Source organism: Roseateles cavernae (assembly GCF_040187885.1).
Taxonomy (GTDB): domain Bacteria; phylum Pseudomonadota; class Gammaproteobacteria; order Burkholderiales; family Burkholderiaceae_C; genus Roseateles_E; species Roseateles_E cavernae.
This window is the reverse complement of record NZ_JBDPLH010000001.1, coordinates 144846-163351: the sequence shown is the minus strand read 5'-3', so window position 1 is coordinate 163351 and position 18506 is coordinate 144846. Positions and strand designations below refer to the sequence as shown.

At 66.0% G+C, this 18506-nt stretch carries 20 protein-coding genes; 15 read left to right on the top strand and 5 right to left on the bottom strand.

All coding sequences use genetic code 11. The features are described 5' to 3' along the window. Nucleotides 1–15: 15 nt before the first annotated feature. A complete protein-coding gene (locus ABGI63_RS00780) occupies nucleotides 16–474 on the bottom strand; it encodes a c-type cytochrome (protein WP_432767364.1) in 459 nt (152 codons plus the stop codon). Nucleotides 475–626: 152 nt separating this feature from the next. Here ABGI63_RS00780 and ABGI63_RS00775 point away from each other — a divergent pair, with 152 nt between their 5' ends. From ABGI63_RS00775 to ABGI63_RS00715, 13 genes are all read left to right on the top strand, one after another. Continuing rightward, on the top strand, nucleotides 627–1325 hold the full coding sequence (locus tag ABGI63_RS00775; protein WP_349740565.1) for a cytochrome b/b6 domain-containing protein: 699 nt from the start codon (nucleotides 627–629) through the stop codon (nucleotides 1323–1325). Nucleotides 1326–1332: 7 nt separating this feature from the next. Next, entirely contained in the window at nucleotides 1333–1824 is a 492-nt protein-coding gene (locus ABGI63_RS00770) for a GNAT family N-acetyltransferase (RefSeq protein ID WP_349740564.1), read from the top strand. A 32-nt stretch (nucleotides 1825–1856) separates the two neighbouring features. Continuing rightward, the gene (locus ABGI63_RS00765) at nucleotides 1857–2765 is read left to right on the top strand and encodes an SMP-30/gluconolactonase/LRE family protein (protein WP_349740563.1); all 909 of its coding nucleotides are present in this window, start codon (nucleotides 1857–1859) and stop codon (nucleotides 2763–2765) included. A gap of 139 nt (nucleotides 2766–2904) precedes the next feature. Continuing rightward, on the top strand, nucleotides 2905–3444 hold the full coding sequence (locus ABGI63_RS00760) for an ATP synthase subunit I (protein ID WP_349740562.1): 540 nt from the start codon (nucleotides 2905–2907) through the stop codon (nucleotides 3442–3444). A 1-nt stretch (nucleotide 3445) separates the two neighbouring features. Next, on the top strand, nucleotides 3446–4315 hold the full coding sequence (gene atpB, locus ABGI63_RS00755) for a F0F1 ATP synthase subunit A (protein WP_137942793.1): 870 nt from the start codon (nucleotides 3446–3448) through the stop codon (nucleotides 4313–4315). A gap of 55 nt (nucleotides 4316–4370) precedes the next feature. Continuing rightward, nucleotides 4371–4619 (top strand): F0F1 ATP synthase subunit C, encoded by a 249-nt coding sequence (atpE, locus tag ABGI63_RS00750; protein ID WP_137942794.1) that lies wholly within the window; start codon nucleotides 4371–4373, stop codon nucleotides 4617–4619. Nucleotides 4620–4657: 38 nt separating this feature from the next. Continuing rightward, a complete protein-coding gene (locus ABGI63_RS00745) occupies nucleotides 4658–5128 on the top strand; it encodes a F0F1 ATP synthase subunit B (RefSeq protein ID WP_137942795.1) in 471 nt (156 codons plus the stop codon). Nucleotides 5129–5130: 2 nt separating this feature from the next. Beyond that, a complete protein-coding gene (locus tag ABGI63_RS00740; protein ID WP_349740561.1) occupies nucleotides 5131–5664 on the top strand; it encodes a F0F1 ATP synthase subunit delta in 534 nt (177 codons plus the stop codon). A gap of 109 nt (nucleotides 5665–5773) precedes the next feature. Next, on the top strand, nucleotides 5774–7333 hold the full coding sequence (gene atpA / locus ABGI63_RS00735; RefSeq protein WP_349740560.1) for a F0F1 ATP synthase subunit alpha: 1560 nt from the start codon (nucleotides 5774–5776) through the stop codon (nucleotides 7331–7333). A 54-nt stretch (nucleotides 7334–7387) separates the two neighbouring features. After that, nucleotides 7388–8260, top strand: a complete 873-nt coding sequence (atpG, locus tag ABGI63_RS00730) for a F0F1 ATP synthase subunit gamma (protein WP_266003477.1) — start codon at nucleotides 7388–7390, stop codon at nucleotides 8258–8260. A gap of 44 nt (nucleotides 8261–8304) precedes the next feature. Then, nucleotides 8305–9717, top strand: a complete 1413-nt coding sequence (gene atpD / locus ABGI63_RS00725) for a F0F1 ATP synthase subunit beta (protein ID WP_266003478.1) — start codon at nucleotides 8305–8307, stop codon at nucleotides 9715–9717. Between the two features lie 84 nt (nucleotides 9718–9801). Continuing rightward, nucleotides 9802–10215, top strand: a complete 414-nt coding sequence (locus ABGI63_RS00720) for a F0F1 ATP synthase subunit epsilon (protein ID WP_262971724.1) — start codon at nucleotides 9802–9804, stop codon at nucleotides 10213–10215. Nucleotides 10216–10348: 133 nt separating this feature from the next. After that, complete coding sequence (locus ABGI63_RS00715; protein WP_349740559.1) at nucleotides 10349–11218, top strand: D-hexose-6-phosphate mutarotase; 870 nt, start codon at nucleotides 10349–10351, stop codon at nucleotides 11216–11218. A 7-nt stretch (nucleotides 11219–11225) separates the two neighbouring features. On the opposite strand, the gene ABGI63_RS00710 is transcribed toward ABGI63_RS00715, so the two are convergent. Genes ABGI63_RS00710 through ABGI63_RS00700 form a run of 3 tightly spaced genes read right to left on the bottom strand, consistent with a single transcriptional unit; the run spans nucleotide 11226 to nucleotide 13273 of the window. Next, on the bottom strand, nucleotides 11226–11747 hold the full coding sequence (locus ABGI63_RS00710; protein WP_349740558.1) for a TPM domain-containing protein: 522 nt from the start codon (nucleotides 11745–11747) through the stop codon (nucleotides 11226–11228). Beyond that, on the bottom strand, nucleotides 11747–12652 hold the full coding sequence (locus ABGI63_RS00705; protein WP_349740557.1) for a TPM domain-containing protein: 906 nt from the start codon (nucleotides 12650–12652) through the stop codon (nucleotides 11747–11749). The genes ABGI63_RS00710 and ABGI63_RS00705 overlap by 1 nt, the downstream gene beginning before the upstream one ends. A 6-nt stretch (nucleotides 12653–12658) precedes the next feature. Continuing rightward, the gene (locus tag ABGI63_RS00700) at nucleotides 12659–13273 is read right to left on the bottom strand and encodes a LemA family protein (protein WP_171018242.1); all 615 of its coding nucleotides are present in this window, start codon (nucleotides 13271–13273) and stop codon (nucleotides 12659–12661) included. Nucleotides 13274–13359: 86 nt separating this feature from the next. On the opposite strand from ABGI63_RS00700, the gene hemE reads away from it, so the two are divergent. Both hemE and ABGI63_RS00690 read left to right on the top strand, forming a co-directional pair. Beyond that, the gene (hemE, locus tag ABGI63_RS00695; RefSeq protein WP_349740556.1) at nucleotides 13360–14445 is read left to right on the top strand and encodes a uroporphyrinogen decarboxylase; all 1086 of its coding nucleotides are present in this window, start codon (nucleotides 13360–13362) and stop codon (nucleotides 14443–14445) included. 299 nt (nucleotides 14446–14744) lie between these two features. Beyond that, on the top strand, nucleotides 14745–16832 hold the full coding sequence (locus ABGI63_RS00690; protein ID WP_349740555.1) for a primosomal protein N': 2088 nt from the start codon (nucleotides 14745–14747) through the stop codon (nucleotides 16830–16832). 24 nt (nucleotides 16833–16856) lie between these two features. On the opposite strand, the gene ABGI63_RS00685 is transcribed toward ABGI63_RS00690, so the two are convergent. After that, nucleotides 16857–18404, bottom strand: coding sequence for a methyl-accepting chemotaxis protein (locus ABGI63_RS00685; protein ID WP_349740554.1), 1548 nt, complete (start codon nucleotides 18402–18404; stop codon nucleotides 16857–16859). Nucleotides 18405–18506 lie beyond the last annotated feature (102 nt).

Here is an 18506-nt window from a genome sequence, read left to right as displayed (position 1 = left end):
ACAGGGCTCAGCCGCTCAGTCGTTGCGGAAGTTGTCGTGGCAGGACTTGCAACTGCCGGCGGCGCTGCCGAAGGCGGCCTTCAACTGGTCGAGGTTGTTGGCCTTGGCGGCCGCCGCCAGCTTGATGACCTCGTCCTGCATCTTCTTCGCGCCCTCGTCGAACTTGGCCCGCTCGGTCCACACCTTGGTATTGGGCTGGCCCTTCTCGGTGCCCGCCGTGCCTTCGACAAAGCCGGCATAGGGCAGCTTGGACATCGCGACGACGATGTCGGCGTTCGCCGCTGCGGCCGCCGCATCGAAGGGCACGCGGCCCTGGGCCATCGCGCCGATGCGGCCGAAGTGGGTGGCCATCACGGTGAAGGCGGCCTTGCGGTACTTGACGGCATCCTCGGGCTTCTGGAACTGCGCGGCGGCGGGCAGGGCGCTGGCCAGACCGGCCAGGGCGGCCAAGGTGATCAGGGTGTGCTTCATCATGCTGGGGATTCCTTGCAGACGGGTTGATCAGGCGCGAGTGGCGGCTCGCCACGGGCTCGTACAGTGTACGAAGGCTTGGCCTTGTTTGCAGCGCTGGGCCGGGGCCAGTTCTTGCGTTATCTTTGCCACCATGCAAAGGCGGAGTGACAACAATGGCTGAGGCTTCGACAAGCGGGGCGACGAGCCTGGTGCGGGTATGGGATTTACCGACGCGGCTGTTCCACTGGGTGCTGGCGCTGTGCGTGCTGGGCTCGGTGCTCAGCGCCAAGATCGGCGGCAATGCGATGGTCTGGCATATGCGGCTGGGCTATGCGGTGCTGACCCTGCTGCTGTTTCGCCTGCTGTGGGGCCTGGTGGGCGGGCGTTGGTCGCGCTTTGCCCGCTTCGTCTACAGCCCGGCCGCCTGGCTGCGCTATCTGCGTGGCCGTCCGCAGCCCGGCGACTGGTTCGAGGTCGGGCACAGCCCGCTGGGCGCCTTGGCGGTGCTGGCGATGCTGGGCTGGCTCGTGGTGCAGGTGGGCTCGGGTCTGATCGCCGATGACGAGATCGCGATCACCGGGCCGCTGGTGCGCTTCGTCTCGATGGACACCAGCCTGGCCTGGACCGGGCATCACAAGAGCTGGGGGCAATGGCTGATCTATGCCTTGGTCGCGCTGCATGTGCTGGCCATCGTGTTCTACCGCGTCGTCAAGAAGCGCCGTCTGGTCGGGCCGATGATCAGCGGTGACAAGGCGCTGCCGCCGGAGGTGCCGGCCTCGCGCGACAGCGCCGCCACCCGCTGGCTGGCCCTGCTGCTGTTGGCGGCGAGCGCGGCGGCTGTGGCCTGGCTGGTGAGCCTGGGTACACTTTGACGCGTTCATGAGCAGTCCCGACATCACCCTGATAGCTCCCGACGGCGCCGAAGGCTGGCAGGCCGTCCGCGAGATCCTGCGCGAGTACAGCCAGAGCCTGGCGGTCGACCTCAGCTTCCAGAACTTCGAGGCCGAGTTGCAGCAGCTGCCGGGGCAGTACGAGCGGCCGGGCGGCCTGATGCTGCTGGCCCTGGTCGATGGCGCGCTGGCCGGCTGCGGGGCCTTCCGCAATCTGCCCGACTCCGACTATCCGAATGCCTGCGAGATGAAGCGGCTCTATGTGCGGCCGGCGTTTCGCCGTTTCGGCCTGGGCCGCACGCTGGCCCAGGCCTTGATCGACCGCGCCACCGAGGCCGGCTACTCGTCCATGTTGCTGGACACGCTGGACGATATGGAGGCGGCGCGCGGGCTTTATGAAAGCCTGGGTTTTGTCGAGGTGCCGCCGTTTTATTTCAATCCGGTGCCGGGCGCGCACTATCTGAAAGTCGAGCTGGGCTGAGTTACAGGGCATTACCGCCTTAGCATCGCGGCATGACCGATGAACTGATCGAATTGGCCGGCCCGCACCGGGCCACGCTGGGCGAATCGCCGCTCTGGCACGCGCAGGAGCAAGCCCTCTACTACGTGGACATCGCCGAGCGCCAGGTCTTGCGCCTGGACCCCGCCAGCGGCGCGCTCAAGTCCTGGCAACTGGACAGCGAGCCCGGCTGCATCGCGCTGCTGGCGGGCGGCGGCCTGCTGGTAGCCCGGCGCGACGGCTTGTGGCGGCTCGACACCGAAACCGGCGCGCAGGCGCAGATCGCTCCCGCACCCTATGACGCGGCGCGTCAGCGCTTCAACGACGGCAAGCCCGACGCGCAGGGGCGCTTCTGGGTCGGCACGATAGACGATGCGCGCGCCCCTGACTCGGCGCTGTTCCGCTTTGCCGGCGGTGCGTTCGAGCAGATGGCGGGCGGCATCGTCACCTCCAACGGCCTGGCCTGGAGCCCGGATCAGCGCCGGCTCTACTGGTCGGACACCAAGGCGCATGAGATCTATCAGCTGGATTTCGATGCGGCCAGCGGCGCGGTCAGCAACAAGCGCCTGTTCGCCGGCTTTGCGCCGCGTGCTGCCGGCGCGTCACTGGATGGGTATGGTGGCCGGCCCGATGGTGCGGCGGTCGATGTCGAGGGTTGCTACTGGGTGGCGATGTTCGAGGGCCAGCGCCTGCTGCGGCTCTCGCCCGAGGGCCAGGTGCTGCGGGAGCTGCGCCTGCCGGTGCGCTGCCCAACCATGCCCGCTTTTGGTGATGCCGATCTGCGCACGCTCTACATCACGACGGCCTGCGAGAAGCGGCCGGCCGAGGAGCTGGCGGCCCAGCCCTGGGCCGGTCGCGTGCTGAAAGTGCGGGTCGAGGTGCCGGGCTTGCCGGCGCTGATGGCGGATGCCGCACGGCTCTGAGGCTGCGCCCTGCCAGAAGTCATGACCGTCGGCAAGTACGCCTGACCGACTTGTAGGGAGACCCCGCCACCCGCCTTGGCGGCGATGTGCGGGTTTCCACATATAATCTTTGGGTTTTGCCGACCAGCCCCGAGTTGCCGTGAATCCAAACCCTCTGCGCGCACGACCGAAAGCCGTGCCCAGCGCTGATGAGGGGCAGGACAGCCGCTGGGGTGATGAGGGAGGAGATGCGGACGATGACGCGGCTTTCAAGCCCCTGACGCGAGAACAAGCGCAGGCCTTGAAGGCACGGAGTCCTCTGCTGTCGCCCTGGCAGATCGTGGCGGCCCAGGCGCTGGCGGGATTGTTGTGCGTCCTGCTGTGGGGGGCGTTCACGTTCGAGGCCGGCAAGGCGTGGTCGGCGCTGTTGGGCGCGATCGCGGTGGTGCTGCCGAATGCCTTGATGGCATGGGGCACGACCCGACGACCGGTGAATCATGCGGGAGCCGCCCTGGTCTCGCTGATGATCTGGGAGTTGATCAAGATCTTTCTGGTCATTGCCATTTTGGTGGCGGTGGTCAAGATGGTAGGCAATCTGAGTTGGCCGGCACTGCTGCTGACCATGATTGTGTGCCTCAAGGTTAATTGGCTGGTCCTGCTCGCGCGGGGCCGATTCAAGAAAATTAGCGACGGAAACTGATATGGCAGCCGAAGGACATGGGCCCAGCGCTGGTGAGTACATCACTCACCACCTGCAACATCTGCAGAAGAATTTCTCGTTCGAGAGCGTCAAGCAGACCAGCATCGTCGACTTCAGCGTCTTCAATCTGGACTCGGTGGCGTTCTCGCTGCTGCTGGGCGTGATCGGCTGCTTCGTGCTGTGGCGCGCCGCGCGCAAGGCCACCTCGGGCGTGCCGGGCCGCTTCCAGGCTGCCGTCGAGATCCTGTCCGAGATGGTCGAGAACCAGGCCAAGGGCGTGATCCACAACGCCAAGAGCCGCAAACTGGTCTCGCCGCTGGCGCTGACCGTGTTCGTCTGGATCTTCCTGATGAATGCGATGGACATGCTGCCGGTCGACCTGATCCCGGCGATCTGGCACAGCGCCGGTCCGGCCCTGGGCTTCAAGGACTACATGCGCGTCGTGCCGACCGCCGATCTGTCCACCACGCTGGGCCTGTCGAGCAGCGTGCTGCTGATGTGCTTCTTCTACAACATCAAGATCAAGGGCCTGGGCGGCTGGGGTCATGAGCTGATCTCGGCACCGTTCGGCGCGCACTGGGCGCTGTGGCCCTTCAACTTCCTGATGCAGGTCATCGAGTTCGTCGCCAAGACGGTCTCGCACGGCATGCGGTTGTTCGGCAATATGTTTGCCGGCGAACTGGTCTTCATGCTGATCGCACTGATGGGTGGTGCGTTCACGCTGTCGGCTACGGGCATCGGCCTGGCCATTGGCCATGTCATTGCCGGTACGGTGTGGACCTTGTTCCACATTCTTGTGATCACGCTGCAGGCCTTCATCTTCATGATGCTGACGCTGATCTACATCGGTCAGGCGCACGACGCGCACTGATCACGAGTTTCTCTTTTCTCTCCCTTTCTTTCTTTCATCTCTCTAGGAGCAAATAATGGAAAACATCCTCGGCCTCGTGGCACTGGCTTGCGGCATCATCGTTGGTCTGGGCGCTATCGGCGCTTCCATCGGCATCGCGCTGATGGGTGGCAAGTTCCTGGAGTCCTCGGCTCGCCAGCCTGAGCTGATGAACGAACTGCAAACCAAGATGTTCATCTTGGCCGGTCTGATCGACGCTGCTTTCCTGATCGGCGTGGCTATCGCTCTGCTGTTCGCGTTCGCCAACCCCTTCGTGCTGGCCTGATAACTCCCGAACCTTTCACGACTTGAAAGGATCGTGCCGTGAATATCAACGCAACCCTATTTATCCAGGCGATCGTCTTCGCGATCCTGGTGTGGTTCACGATGCGTTTCGTCTGGCCGCCTATCACCAAGGCGCTGGATGAACGTGCAGAGAAGATCCGTGACGGCCTGGCCGCTGCGGACAAGGCCAAGGCCGAGTTGGCAACCGCCAACAAGAAGGTCGACGAGCAGCTCGCACAAACGCGCAACGAAACCACCAAGCTGCTGGCCGACGCCGAAAAGCGTGCCGCTGCCATCGTGGACGAAGCCAAGAAGCGTGCCGAGGACGAGGGCGCCAAGATCGTGGCCGCCGCCAAGTCCGAAGCCGACCAGCAAGCCACCCGTGCCCGCGAGGCCCTGCGCGAGCAGGTCGCTGCGCTGGCCGTCAAGGGTGCCGAGCAAATTCTGCAGCGCGAGGTCAACGCCTCGGTGCATGCCGAATTGCTGGGCCGTCTGAAGACGGAGCTGTAATCATGGCTGAGCTCGCAACCATTGCACGCCCTTACGCTGAAGCGCTCTACCAGGTCGCCAAGAAGCACGATGTGAAAACCTGGGCTGCGGCGCTCGATGCGCTGTCCCTGGTCGCACAGGATGCCGATCTGCGCCAGTTCGCCGACAACCCCAAGGTCACGTCCGAGCAGGTCTACGCGGTTGTTGCCGCTGCGGCCAAGCAAGACCTGGCCCCGGAGCTGCAGAACTTTCTGCGCGCGGTGATCGAGAACTCGCGCCTGGCGGCTCTGCCTGCGGTGGTCGGACAGTTCCATGTCCTGGCCAACGCGGCTGACGGCGTGGCTGATGCACAGATCTTCAGTGCCTACCCCATTGAGCCAGCCCAGCTGAGCGATGTGGTGGCCACGCTGGAGAAGCGCTTCGGTCGCAAGCTCGAAGCCCATGTATCGCTGGAGCCCTCGCTGATTGGCGGTATCCGCGTGGTGGTTGGCGACGAGGTGCTGGACACCTCGGTCAAGGCCCGCCTGGAACGCATGAAGGTGGCCCTGACCGCCTGATCGATCCGATCAAGCGCGACGAACACCGAGACCGAATCACCCCCTTAGCCCGCCCGTGTGGCTGCCACAAGCGCAGCGCACGGCAGGGCCGAGCAGATGGGAGCAAGCAATGCAACTGAATCCTGCTGAAATTTCCGAACTCATCAAGTCCCGTATCGAGGGTCTCGGTGCATCGACGGACGTCCGTAACCAGGGCACCGTGGTGTCCGTGTCCGACGGCATCTGCCGCATCCATGGTCTGTCCGACGTGATGCAAGGCGAAATGCTGGAGTTCCCGGCCGACGCCAGTGGCCAGCCCTCGTTCGGCCTGGCCCTGAACCTCGAGCGCGACTCCGTCGGCGCCGTGATTCTGGGCGCCTACGAGCACATCTCCGAAGGCGACACCGTCAAGTGCACGGGCCGCATCCTGGAAGTGCCGGTCGGCCCCGAGCTGATCGGCCGTGTCGTCAACGCGCTGGGCCAGCCGATCGACGGCAAGGGTCCGATCAACGCCAAGATGACCGACGTGATCGAGAAGGTCGCTCCGGGCGTGATCGCCCGTAAGTCGGTCGACCAGCCGCTGCAGACCGGTCTGAAGTCCATCGACGCGATGGTGCCCGTCGGCCGTGGCCAGCGCGAGCTGATCATTGGCGACCGCCAGACCGGCAAGACCGCCGTGGCCATCGACGCCATCATCAGCCAGAAGGGCCAGGGCGTGACCTGCGTCTACGTCGCGATCGGCCAGAAGGCCTCGTCGATCAAGAACGTGGTGCGCTCCCTCGAAGCCGCCGGCGCGATGGACTACACCATCGTCGTGGCCGCCTCGGCCTCCGAATCGGCCGCGATGCAGTATGTGTCGGCCTACTCGGGCTGCACGATGGGCGAGTACTTCCGCGACCGCGGCGAAGACGCGCTGATCGTTTATGACGATCTGTCCAAGCAGGCCGTGGCTTACCGCCAGGTCTCGCTGCTGCTGCGCCGCCCGCCGGGCCGCGAAGCCTACCCCGGCGACGTGTTCTATCTGCACAGCCGTCTGCTGGAGCGTGCCGCTCGCGTCAACGCCGACTATGTCGAAGCCTTCACCAAGGGTGAAGTCAAGGGCAAGACCGGCTCGCTGACGGCGCTGCCCATCATCGAAACGCAAGCCGGCGACGTGTCTGCCTTCGTGCCGACCAATGTGATCTCGATCACCGACGGCCAGATCTTCCTGGAAACCAGCCTGTTCAACGCCGGTATCCGCCCCGCCATCAACGCCGGTATCTCGGTGTCGCGCGTCGGTGGTGCCGCCCAGACCAAGCTGATCAAGGGCCTGTCCGGCGGTATCCGTACCGACCTGGCGCAGTACCGTGAGCTGGCCGCGTTCGCGCAGTTCGCTTCCGATCTGGACGAGTCCACCCGCAAGCAGCTGGACCGCGGTGCCCGCGTGACCGAGCTGCTGAAGCAGGCCCAGTATTCGCCCCAGCCGATCAGCCTGATGGCTGCCACGCTGTACGCGGTGAACAAGGGCTTCATGGACAGCATCGAGGTCAAGCAGGTGCTGGCCTTCGAGCACGGCCTGCACCAGTTCCTGAAGACCAGCCACGCTGCGTTGCTGGCCAAGCTCGAGGCCGAGCAGGCCTTCGACAAGGCCGGCACGTCTGAAGCTGAACTGAACGCTGCGATCACTTCCTTCAAGAAGTCCTTCGCCTAATGACCATGACCGGGCTGTGATGCAAAAAGCGGCCCGGACCTAACAGGAGAAATCATGGCATCAAGCAAGGAAATTCGCGGCAAGATCAAGTCGGTCGAGAACACCAAGAAGATCACCAAGGCCATGGAAATGGTGGCCGCTTCGAAGATGCGCAAGGCGCAGGAGCGGATGCGTTCGGCCCGGCCCTACAGCCAGAAGATCGGCAATATCGCCGCCAATCTGGCCACGGCCAACCCCGAGTACAAGCACCCCTTCCTGGTCAAGAACGAACAGGCCAAGACGGCCGGTTTCGTCGTGGTCACGACCGACAAGGGTCTTTGCGGTGGCCTCAATACCAACCTCTTGCGCGCGGCCACGGCCAAGCTCAAGGAGCTGGAAACAGCCGGCCAGAAGGCCGAGGTCGTTGCCATCGGCAACAAGGGCCTGTCCTTCATGAACCGCATCGGCGCCAAGGTGGTCTCGCAGGTCACGCAGCTGGGCGACCAGCCGCACATCGAGAAGATGATCGGCCCGGTCAAGGTGCTGCTGGACGCATACGCCGAAGGCAAGCTCAGCGCCGTCTACCTCTGCTACACCCGCTTCATCAACACGATGAAGCAGGAGGCCGTCGTGCAGCAACTGCTGCCGCTGACGACCGAGGGCATGAAGACCGATGGCGGCTCGCACGCATGGGACTACATCTACGAGCCCGATGCCGCGACCGTGATCGACGAGTTGCTGTTGCGCTATACCGAGGCCCTGGTCTATCAGGCAGTGGCCGAAAACATGGCGTCCGAGCAATCGGCACGCATGGTGGCCATGAAGGCTGCCACCGACAACGCAGGCACCCTGATCGGTGAGCTGAAGCTGGTCTACAACAAGACCCGCCAGGCCGCGATCACCAAGGAGCTCAGCGAGATTGTCAGTGGCGCGGCCGCCGTGGGCTGATCGCGATCGAACGCTAATAGTTTTGGAATTGAAGGAACGAAAAAATGGCTAACACTCAACAAGTGGGCAAGATCGTTCAGTGCATCGGCGCCGTGGTGGACGTGGAGTTCCCGCGCAACCAGATGCCGAAGGTCTACGACGCACTGAAGATGCAAGGCTCGTCGCTGACCCTCGAAGTCCAGCAGCAGCTGGGCGACGGCGTGGTGCGCACGATTGCTCTGGGCTCGTCCGACGGCCTGCGCCGCGGCACCGAAGTCTTCAACACCGGCGAGAACATCAAGGTTCCCGTGGGCAAGGCAACGCTGGGCCGCATCATGGACGTGCTCGGCGCGCCCATCGACGAGCGTGGCCCGGTTGACCAGACCCTGGTCATGCCGATCCACCGCAAGGCTCCGGCCTACGACGAGCTGAGCCCCTCGCAAGAGCTGCTGGAAACCGGCATCAAGGTGATTGACCTGATCTGCCCGTTCGCCAAGGGCGGCAAGGTGGGTCTGTTCGGTGGCGCCGGCGTCGGCAAGACCGTCAACATGATGGAGCTGATCAACAACATCGCCAAGGCTCACTCGGGTCTGTCGGTGTTCGCTGGTGTCGGTGAGCGTACCCGCGAGGGCAACGACTTCTATCACGAGATGGCCGATTCGGGCGTCGTGAACCTCGAGAAGCTCGAAGACTCCAAGGTCGCCATGGTCTATGGCCAGATGAACGAGCCTCCGGGCAACCGTCTGCGCGTGGCCCTGACCGGTCTGACGATCGCCGAGTCCTTCCGTGACGAAGGCCGCGACGTGCTGTTCTTCGTGGACAACATCTACCGCTACACGCTGGCCGGTACCGAAGTGTCCGCGCTGCTGGGTCGTATGCCCTCCGCCGTGGGTTACCAGCCGACGCTGGCCGAGGAAATGGGCCGTCTGCAAGAGCGGATCACGTCGACCAAGGTCGGCTCGATCACCTCGATCCAGGCCGTCTACGTCCCTGCGGATGACTTGACCGACCCCTCGCCTGCCACGACCTTCGCCCACTTGGACTCCACCGTGGTGCTGTCGCGTGACATCGCCTCGCTGGGTATCTACCCCGCCGTGGACCCGCTGGACTCGACCTCGCGTCAGCTGGACCCGAACGTGGTCGGCGACGAGCACTACACGACGGCCCGTGCCGTCCAGCAAGTGCTGCAGCGCTACAAGGAACTGCGCGACATCATCGCCATTCTGGGCATGGACGAACTGTCGCCGGAAGACAAGCTGGCCGTGTCGCGCGCCCGCAAGATCCAGCGCTTCCTGTCGCAGCCTTTCCATGTGGCCGAAGTGTTCACCGGCTCGCCCGGCAAGTACGTGCCGCTGAAGGAAACCATCCGTGGCTTCAAGATGATCGTGGCCGGCGAGTGCGATCACCTGCCCGAGCAGGCCTTCTACATGGTCGGCACCATCGACGAAGCCTTCGAGAAGGCGAAGAAGCTGCAGTAATCGCGACACCAGCGGCAAGCGGCTCGACGGGGCCGTGCGCCGCTGATCCGCTGCTGAAGTTTCTTAACGCTAAGGAAGATTGAGATGGCAACTATCCACGTAGATGTGGTTTCCGCCGAAGAGCTGATCTTCTCGGGCGAGGCCAAGTTCGTCGCGCTGCCGGGCGAAGGTGGTGAGCTGGGCATCCTGCCCCAGCACACGCCGCTGATCACCCGCATCAAGCCGGGTGCCGTGCGCATCGAGAAAGCCGATGGCGGCGAAGAGTTTGTCTTCGTGGCCGGCGGCATTCTGGAAGTGCAGCCCGGCACGGTCACCGTGCTGGCCGACACCGCGATCCGCGGCAAGGACCTGGACGAAGCCAAGGCCTCTGAAGCCAAGAAGCTGGCCGAGGAAGCGATGAAGAACGCCAAGAGCGATATCGACTTTGCCGCCGCGCAAAGCGAGTTCGCCGCGATGGCCGCCCAGATCGCTGCGCTGCGGAAGTTCCGCAAGAAATAAAGTCTTGCGGGACGGACCTGGCGACGCACGCACAGCGTGCACGCCCGCTCTGTCCGCCGCTGACCGGAGCCCGCGCTCTTTGCAACGCCCGCCGACGCAAGTCGGGCGGGCGTTTTTCATACACTGCCACCCTATGCCCACCGCTATCGCCCTGTCCCGCTACCAAGGCATGGATGCCCTGGAACTGCTCGCTCCCGACGGCGCCCGCGCCACGCTGCTGCTGCACGGCGCCCATATCGTCTCCTGGGTGCCGGCCGGTGCCGACGAGCAGCTCTACCTGTCGCCGCAGTCGGTCTTCGCCACCGGCCAGGCGATACGCGGCGGCGTGCCGGTGTGCTTTCCGCAGTTCGCCGCGCGCGGCCCGCTGCAAAAGCATGGTTTCGCGCGCAGCAAGCCCTGGCAGCTGGTCTTGGCCGAGCAGGGCGAGGATGACGCGCTGGCAGTCTTGCGCCTGGCCGACGACGCGGCCTCGCGCATGTTCTGGCCGCATGCCTTCGAGGCCGAACTGAGCGTGCGCGTGGCCGGTCGCAGCCTGGAGATCGAACTCGCCTGCGAGAACCGGGGCGACACGGCCTTCAGCTTCACCGGCGCGCTGCACAGCTATCTGCGCGTTCAGGATCTGGATGAAAGCAGCGTTCAGGGCCTGTCGGGCCTGCACTACTGGGACTCGGTCGAGAACGTCGAGAAGAGCCAGCGTGTCGACCTGCTGCTGCCGGGCAGCCCCGGCGCGCAGGACCTCGACCGCATCTACCACCAGGTCAAGCAAGACCTGACCCTGGTCGAGCAGCGCGGCGCCGACAAGCGCGAGCTGCTGATCCGCCAGCAGGGCTTCGAGGACGCGGTGGTCTGGAACCCCGGCGCCGAGAAATGCGCGGCGCTGGCCGATATGCCGGCCGAGGGCTGGCGGCAGATGTTGTGCATCGAGGCGGCGGCGATCGAGCATCCGATCACGCTGGCCCCAGGCGAGAGCTGGGCCGGCATGCAAAGCCTGACCCTGCTCTAGCGCTCATTCAGAGCAGCACCACCGCGTCCGGCAGCTCGTTCGGGTTCTTCTGGCCGTGGGCCAGCGGATAGTGCTGGCGCAGCAGCCGGTCGACCGCATCGACCGCCGCGATCAGGCCCGGCTCGAAGCGGCCGGCGCGCAGGTCGGCGCGCAGCCCCTCGATCACCGTGGCCCATTCGTCCACCGACACCCTGGCATTGAGCCCGCGGTCGGCGACGATCTCGATCGCGTGGTCGGCCAGCAGCAGATAGATCAGCACGCCGTTATTGGCCTCGGTGTCCCAGACCCGCAGCTTGCCGAACAGGGTCAGGGCGCGGTCGCGGGCGCGCAGGCCCTTCCACAGATAGGACAGCGGCAGCCCGGCCTCCACGCAGACGCAGATCTCGCCGCTGTGCAGGGTCTCGCTGTCGCGCACCCTCTGCTCCAGATGCGGCACGGCCGCGCCGGGCAGGGCGCGCTTGAGATCGGACTCATCGGTCCAGCGGTGTTGCAGCAGCCGCAGCAGGCGGTTCTTGGTCAGCGTCGGCATCACCAGTCTCCCGAGGCGCCACCGCCTCCAAAATCGCCCCCGCCGCCGGACGAGAAGCCGCCGCCGTCACCCCCGCCCCAGCCGCCACCGCCGCCGCCGCCGCCGCCCCAGATGATGGGGCCGCCGCCGCCCAGGCCGCCGCTGCGCCCGCCGCGTCGGGCCGCGCCGATGCCCAGCACGCCGACCAGCACCAGGGCCGCGACGCCGGCCAGGCCTGCGACGATCATGCTGGTGCTGAAGAACCAGCCCAGCGCACCGGCAGCGCCCCCGGTGGCGACGCTGCCGAGCTTGCGGCCGAAGATGCCGGTCAGCAGCGCGCCCAGCACCGGCACGCCGATGAAGAACACCGCCGCCAGTTCCTCGAAGTCAAAGCCGCTGGCGACGCCGCCAGCGGAGCCCTGGCGCGGCGCCGGCAGGTTCTCGCCGCGGATGCGGGCCTGCAACTGGTCCACGGCCTGGTTCAGGCCGCCCGCATAGTCGCCTTGTCTGAAGGCCGGCGTGATCGCGTTCTGGATGATCTGCCGCGCCGCCAGATCGGGCACCGCGCCCTCCAGCGCCTTGGCCACCTCGATGCGGATCTTGCGATCCTCCTTGGCGACCAGGATCAGCACGCCGTCGCCGACCTCGCGCCGACCGATCTTCCAGCTGTCGGCCACGCGCTGCGCATAGGCGGCAATGTCCTCCGGCAGCGTGCTCGCGGTGATCAGCACGACGATCTGCGGCCCGGCCTCGGCCTCGAAGGTCGCCAGCTTGGCCTCCAGCGCGGCGCGCTGGGGCTCGCTGAGCGTGGCCGTGCGGTCGATCACCCGCGCGCTGAGCACCGGCACCGGCTGTTCCTGCTGGGCCCAGGCCGGCAGGCCCAGGGCCAGGAACAGCCCCAGGATCAGGGCAAGCGGGCCGCGCATGTCTGCCTACTTGGACGCGGGCTTGTCGAAGCTCACCGCCGGCGCGGTCTGGATCGCGGCCTCGTTCTCGACCGTGAAGTTGGGCTTGGTGTCGTAGCCGAACACCATCGCTGTCAGGTTGTTCGGGAAGCTGCGGGCATGCACGTTGTAGTCGGCCACCGACTTGATATAGCGGTTGCGCGCCACCGTGATGCGGTTCTCGGTGCCTTCGAGCTGTACACGCAGATCCTGGAAGCCCTGGTTGGCCTTCAGATTGGGATAGTTCTCGGTCACGACCAGCAGGCGCGACAAGGCACTGGACAGCTCACCCTGGGCGGCCTGCCACTTCTTCAGCGCCTCGGGATTGTTGGCCAGCTCGGGCGTGACCTGGATGCTGGTGGCCTTGGCGCGCGCCTCGACCACCTTGGTCAGCGTCTCCTGCTCGAAATTGGCCTCGCCCTTGACGGTGTTGACGATGTTCGGAATCAGGTCGGCGCGGCGCTGGTACTGGCTCAGCACCTCGGACCACTGGGCCTTGACCTGCTCGTCCAGGCGTTGGAACTCGTTGTAGCCGCAGCCCGACAGGCCCAGCGTCGATGCCAAGACCAGGGCGGCGAGGCCGCTGCGTTTGATCCAATTCATGAAACACCTCCTTGTGGAACGGTCCGCCGGGTAGATGGTGATGTCCGGGCGCGAATCAAGCCAGTATCGCAGCGGATAATGTCGCGATGAGCGCCCCCCTGCAAAACGACAGCTTTCTGCGCGCCTGCCTGCGCCAGCCCACCGAGCACACCCCCGTCTGGCTGATGCGCCAGGCCGGCCGCTACCTGCCCGAGTACCGTGCGACGCGGGCCAAGGCCGGCAGCTTCATGGGCCTGGCCACCAACCGCGACTATGCGACCGAGGTGACCCTGCAGCCGCTGGAGCGCTACCCGCTGGACGCCGCCATCCTGTTCAGCGACATCCTGACCGTGCCCGATGCGATGGGCCTGGGCCTGTCGTTTGCGATCGGCGAGGGGCCGAAGTTCGAGAAGGTCGTGCGCGACGAGGCGGCCGTGGCCGCGCTCGAAGTGCCGGACATGAACAAGCTGCGCTACGTCTTCGATGCGGTGAGCTCGATCCGAAAGGCGCTGAACGGCCGCGTGCCGCTGATCGGCTTCTCCGGCAGCCCCTGGACCCTGGCCTGCTATATGGTCGAGGGCGGCGGCTCGGACGACTACCGCCAGGTCAAGAGCCTGATGTATGCGCGCCCGGATCTGATGCACCGCATCCTGCAGGTCAATGCCGATGCGGTGGCCCAGTATCTGAACGCCCAGATCGAGGCCGGCGCCCAGGCCGTGATGCTGTTCGACTCCTGGGGCGGTGTGCTGGCCGACGGCATGTTCCAGCGCTTCTCGCTGGACTACTCCAGGCGCGTGCTGGCCCAGCTCAAGACCGAACACGAAGGCCAGCGCATCCCGCGCATCCTGTTCACCAAGGGCGGCGGCCTGTGGCTGGACGAGATCGCCGATGCCGGCGCCGATGTGGTCGGCCTGGACTGGACGGTCAATCTGGCCCGTGCCCGTGCCCAGCTCGGCCACAAGGTCGCGCTGCAGGGCAATCTCGATCCGAACGTGCTGTTCGCCCCGCCCGATGCGGTGCGCGAGCAGGTCAGGGCGGTGCTCGACAGCTTCGGCGCACCCGGCCCGGACAGCGGCCATATCTTCAATCTGGGCCACGGTATCAGCCAGCACACCCCGCCCGAGGCGGTGACGGCTCTGGTCGATGAGGTGCATGCCTATTCGCGGCTTTTGCGGCAGCCGCACGGTGGGTAAGCAAGCACTCCGCTTTTGACTTATCCCCATTTTTCGCAACGCGAAAACTTCGCATTCGCCATGCTGCGGCGCAGCTCAGTGTTTTCCCGAGAGTCTTCTAAGTCATTGATTCATTGGGCTTTCACCGATTCGCGGGGGAATGCATTTTGCAGAGCAGCCGGGCGGCCTCCGGCGGCGGCGGCCGGGCTGTTAATAAATTTCCCACAAAGTTATCCACAGAAAACATGCTTCCGTGGAAAACGTATTGAAATCATGGATTTAGAGCCTGTTCCTCAGCCCGATTCGATCTTGAGGCGGGAATGAGCGAGGCCCGGCAGCAGCGCGTGCGCGTGGTGGTCGATGCCCCCCAGCACAGCGGCATCACCGGGGCGCTGGACTATCTGAGCGAGCGCGCGCTCACGCCCGGCACCCTGGTGCAGGTGCCGCTGGGGCGGCGCGAGCTGACCGGCATGGTCTGGCCCGGCACCCCCGACCCGGCCGCCGAGCAGCTGGATGAGTCCCAGCTGCGACCGATCAGCGCCGTGCTTGACGGCCTGCCGCCGCTGCTGCCCAGCTGGTGCGCGCTGGTGGATTTCGCCGCCAGCTATTACCAGCGCAGCGCCGGCGAGGTGGCCTTGTCGGTGCTGCCGCCGCAGCTGCGCGAGCTCGACGGCCAGCAGCTGCAGGCGCGGCTGAAGAAGCTCGACAAATGGACCGCGGCCCAGGCCGCCAGCCCCGAGGCCGCCGTGCCCAGGCCGCCGCTGAGCCCGGCCCAGGCCGAGGTGCTGGAGAAGATCGACGCCTTGATGGCGGCCGGTGCCGAGACGGTGCCGCCGCCGGTGCTGCTGTACGGCGTCACCGGCAGCGGCAAGACCGAGGTCTATCTGCGCGCCGCCGAGCATGCGCTCGCCGCCGGCCGCCAGGTGCTGGTGCTGGTGCCCGAGATCAATCTGACGCCGCAGCTGGAGGCACGTTTTGCCGAGCGCTTTGCCGGCCGTGTCATCGTCTCGTTGCACAGCGCGCTGACGCCGGCCCAGCGCCTGCGCAACTGGCTGGCCGCCCATCTGGGCCGGGCCGAGCTGGTGCTGGGCACGCGGCTGGCGGTGTTCGCCTCGATGCCCCGCCTGGGTCTGATTGCGGTCGATGAGGAGCACGACCCCTCGTACAAGCAGCAGGACGGCGCCCGCTATTCGGCGCGTGACCTGGCCGTCTACCGCGCCCGGCTCGAGAAGGTGCCGGTCATCCTCGGCTCGGCCACCCCTTCGCTGGAGAGCTGGCAGCACGCCAACAGTGGGCGATATCAGCGCCTGGCCCTGCCCGAGCGCATCGGCGGCGGCGCGCTGCCGCGGGTGCGCCTCTTCGATATGAACAGCCTGCCGCGCAACAAGGGCGTGATGACCGCGCTGACCGCGCCGCTGATCGCGGCGCTGCGCGGCCGGCTGGAGCGCGGCGAGCAGAGCCTGGTGTTCCTGAACCGGCGCGGCTATGCGCCGGTGCTGCACTGCACCGAATGCGGCTGGAAGAGCGAATGCCCGCACTGCAGCGCCTACCGCGTGTTCCACAAGGGCGACCGCACGCTGCGCTGCCACCACTGCGGCTTCACCGAGCGCGTGCCCCATGCCTGCCCCGACTGCGGCAACCAGGACATCGCGCCGCTGGGTCGCGGCACCGAGCGGCTGGAGGAGCAACTGGCCGAGGCCCTGCCGGGCGCCCGCGTCGCCCGCATCGATGCCGATTCGACCAAGCACAAGGGCGCGCTGGAAGCCCAGCTCGGCGCCGTGCATGCCGGCGAGGTCGACATCCTGGTCGGCACCCAGATGATCACCAAGGGCCATGACTTCCGCCGCATCACGCTGGTGGCGGCGGTCAACCCGGACGGCGCCTTGTTCAGCAGCGACTTCCGCGCGCCCGAGCGATTGTTCGCGCTGCTGATGCAGGCCGCCGGCCGGGCCGGCCGTGATGCCGAACAGGCCGCGCGCAGCGAGATGTGGGTTCAGACCTGGCATCCGCAGCATGCGCTGTACAAGGCGCTGGAGCGCCATGATTTCGAGGCCTTCGCCCGCAGCCAGCTGGCCGAGCGCGAGAGCGCCGGCCTGCCGCCTTATTCACACCTGGCGCTCTTGCGCGCCGAGGGCCGCACGGTGGAGGCCGCGCGGGACTTCCTGAGCGCCGCCGCCCAATGGGCCCAGGCCCTGCCGGAAGCCAGCGGCCTGCTGATCTACCCGCCGGTGCCGATGAGCGTGGCCCGGGTGGCCAATATCGAGCGCCTGCAGATGCTGGTCGAGTCGCCGACCCGCGGCGCGCTGCAGCGCCTGCTGTGGCTGTGGATGCCCGAGCTGCAGGCGCTCAAGCGCGAGCACAAGGGATTGCTGCGCTGGGCGGTGGATGTGGATCCGCTGGCGATCTGAGCGTGGCGTGGCTTGCTGCCCGGCTCAGGCGATCTTGAACACCGCCACCGCGTCGACCAGCTGGCGCGCCTGCAGCCTCAGGCTCTCTGCGGCCGAGGCGCCTTCCTCGACCAGGGCGGCGTTCTGCTGTGTGACCTGATCCATCTGCGAGACCGCGTTGCCGATCTGATTGACGCCGCGGCTCTGCTCCTCGCTGGCCGAACTGATCTCGCTGACCACGTCGGCAACGCGCTGAATGGCCGTCACGACCTCGTCCATCGTGCCGCCGGCCCGATCCACCAGCTGCGTGCCTTGCTCGACCCGTTGCACGCTGGCCGTGATCAGGGTCTTGATCTCCTTGGCGGCATTGGCGCTGCGCTGGGCCAGCGAACGCACCTCGGCAGCCACCACCGCGAATCCGCGACCCTGCTCACCGGCGCGCGCCGCTTCGACGGCGGCATTCAGCGCCAGGATATTGGTTTGAAAGGCGATGCCGTCGATCACACCGATGATGTCGGCGATCTTCTTGGACTCGGCGTCGATGCCGCGCATGGTCTGCACCACCTCGCTCATCACCTGGCCACCGTTGGCGGCAATCTGCGAGGCGCTGGCGGCCAGCTGCTTGGCCTGCTTGGCGTTCTGCGCGTTGTTGCTGACGGTGGACGAGAGCTCGTCCATCGTGGCCGCCGTCTGCTGCAGCGCGCTGGCCTGCTCCTCGGTGCGCTGGCTCAGATCCTCGTTGCCCTGCGCGATCTCGCCGCTGGCATGGGCAACGTTCTCCGCATTGCTGCGCACCTGGCGCACGATGTCCGACAGCGACAGCTGCATCGCGTTCATCGTGCTCAGCAAGGGCGAGACCTCGTCATTGCCCGTGTCGGTGATGGCGATCGCCATGTCGCCATCGCGCACGCGCTGGGCGGCGGTCAGCGCCGTGCTGACCCGCGCACGCAGCAGCCGGCCGATGTACCAGGCAAAGGCGCACAGCACGGCGACCACGGTCAGCACCAGCCCCGCCAGCACTTTGGAGATCGACACGGTTTCGTGCTCGATCTGCTCGACCCCTTTGTTCAAGCTGCCTTCCTGGAGCTTGACGTTGTCCAGCAAGGTCGCCAGCAGCGCGTTGCGTACCGGGATGGTCTTGTCGACCAGGAAGGCAAAGGCCTCGGCCTTCTGGTCTTGCTCAATCAACTTGAGGTTGTCGCCGGCCACCTGCCAGAAGGCCTGGACCATAGCCGGCACCTTTTCAAAGCGCAGCTTCTCCTCGTTCGTGGTGATGGTGCGCTGATAGTCCGCGATCAAGGTGTCGATCAGCTTGCGGCGCTCGCCGATGTCGGCCAGTGTGGCCGCCAGCTCCTGAGGATTGCGAGCCAGGATGGCATGGCGCAACTGCAGCGAGCTGCGCGTGACATTGATCTCGAGCGCCGCGACGCGCTGCAGCTGGGGTACACGGTGGCGGCTGGTGTCATCGGCCATCTCGGCGATGTCGTGCAGATGTTCTGTCGAAAACCAGAGCACGCCCGCCAGCATGGCGGCCAGCATGCCGACCAGCGCGTAGAGCCGGGTGGCAATCCCCATTCGAGCGAGAGCGGTCATGGCGCTAACTCCTTGTGTGCGGTTCGGAATCGATGCAGGTCTGAGCTTGACAGCTCACGCCCCGTCCCGAGTTTGGAGATGGGCGTGAAACTGCAGCTTATC

Coding starts and splice junctions, on each gene's coding strand:
- ABGI63_RS00740 (WP_349740561.1), top strand. CDS start 5,131: ATGGCTGAGCTCGCAACCATTGCACGCCCTTACGCTGAAGCGCTCTAC.
- hemE (WP_349740556.1), top strand. CDS start 13,360: ATGAGCGCCCCCCTGCAAAACGACAGCTTTCTGCGCGCCTGCCTGCGC.
- ABGI63_RS00715 (WP_349740559.1), top strand. CDS start 10,349: ATGCCCACCGCTATCGCCCTGTCCCGCTACCAAGGCATGGATGCCCTG.
- atpE (WP_137942794.1), top strand. CDS start 4,371: ATGGAAAACATCCTCGGCCTCGTGGCACTGGCTTGCGGCATCATCGTT.
- ABGI63_RS00775 (WP_349740565.1), top strand. CDS start 627: ATGGCTGAGGCTTCGACAAGCGGGGCGACGAGCCTGGTGCGGGTATGG.
- ABGI63_RS00710 (WP_349740558.1), bottom strand. CDS start 11,747: ATGCCGACGCTGACCAAGAACCGCCTGCTGCGGCTGCTGCAACACCGC.
- atpD (WP_266003478.1), top strand. CDS start 8,305: ATGGCTAACACTCAACAAGTGGGCAAGATCGTTCAGTGCATCGGCGCC.
- ABGI63_RS00705 (WP_349740557.1), bottom strand. CDS start 12,652: ATGCGCGGCCCGCTTGCCCTGATCCTGGGGCTGTTCCTGGCCCTGGGC.
- ABGI63_RS00770 (WP_349740564.1), top strand. CDS start 1,333: ATGAGCAGTCCCGACATCACCCTGATAGCTCCCGACGGCGCCGAAGGC.
- ABGI63_RS00780 (WP_432767364.1), bottom strand. CDS start 474: ATGATGAAGCACACCCTGATCACCTTGGCCGCCCTGGCCGGTCTGGCC.
- ABGI63_RS00700 (WP_171018242.1), bottom strand. CDS start 13,273: ATGAATTGGATCAAACGCAGCGGCCTCGCCGCCCTGGTCTTGGCATCG.
- ABGI63_RS00685 (WP_349740554.1), bottom strand. CDS start 18,404: ATGACCGCTCTCGCTCGAATGGGGATTGCCACCCGGCTCTACGCGCTG.
- atpG (WP_266003477.1), top strand. CDS start 7,388: ATGGCATCAAGCAAGGAAATTCGCGGCAAGATCAAGTCGGTCGAGAAC.
- atpA (WP_349740560.1), top strand. CDS start 5,774: ATGCAACTGAATCCTGCTGAAATTTCCGAACTCATCAAGTCCCGTATC.
- ABGI63_RS00765 (WP_349740563.1), top strand. CDS start 1,857: ATGACCGATGAACTGATCGAATTGGCCGGCCCGCACCGGGCCACGCTG.
- atpB (WP_137942793.1), top strand. CDS start 3,446: ATGGCAGCCGAAGGACATGGGCCCAGCGCTGGTGAGTACATCACTCAC.
- ABGI63_RS00690 (WP_349740555.1), top strand. CDS start 14,745: ATGAGCGAGGCCCGGCAGCAGCGCGTGCGCGTGGTGGTCGATGCCCCC.
- ABGI63_RS00720 (WP_262971724.1), top strand. CDS start 9,802: ATGGCAACTATCCACGTAGATGTGGTTTCCGCCGAAGAGCTGATCTTC.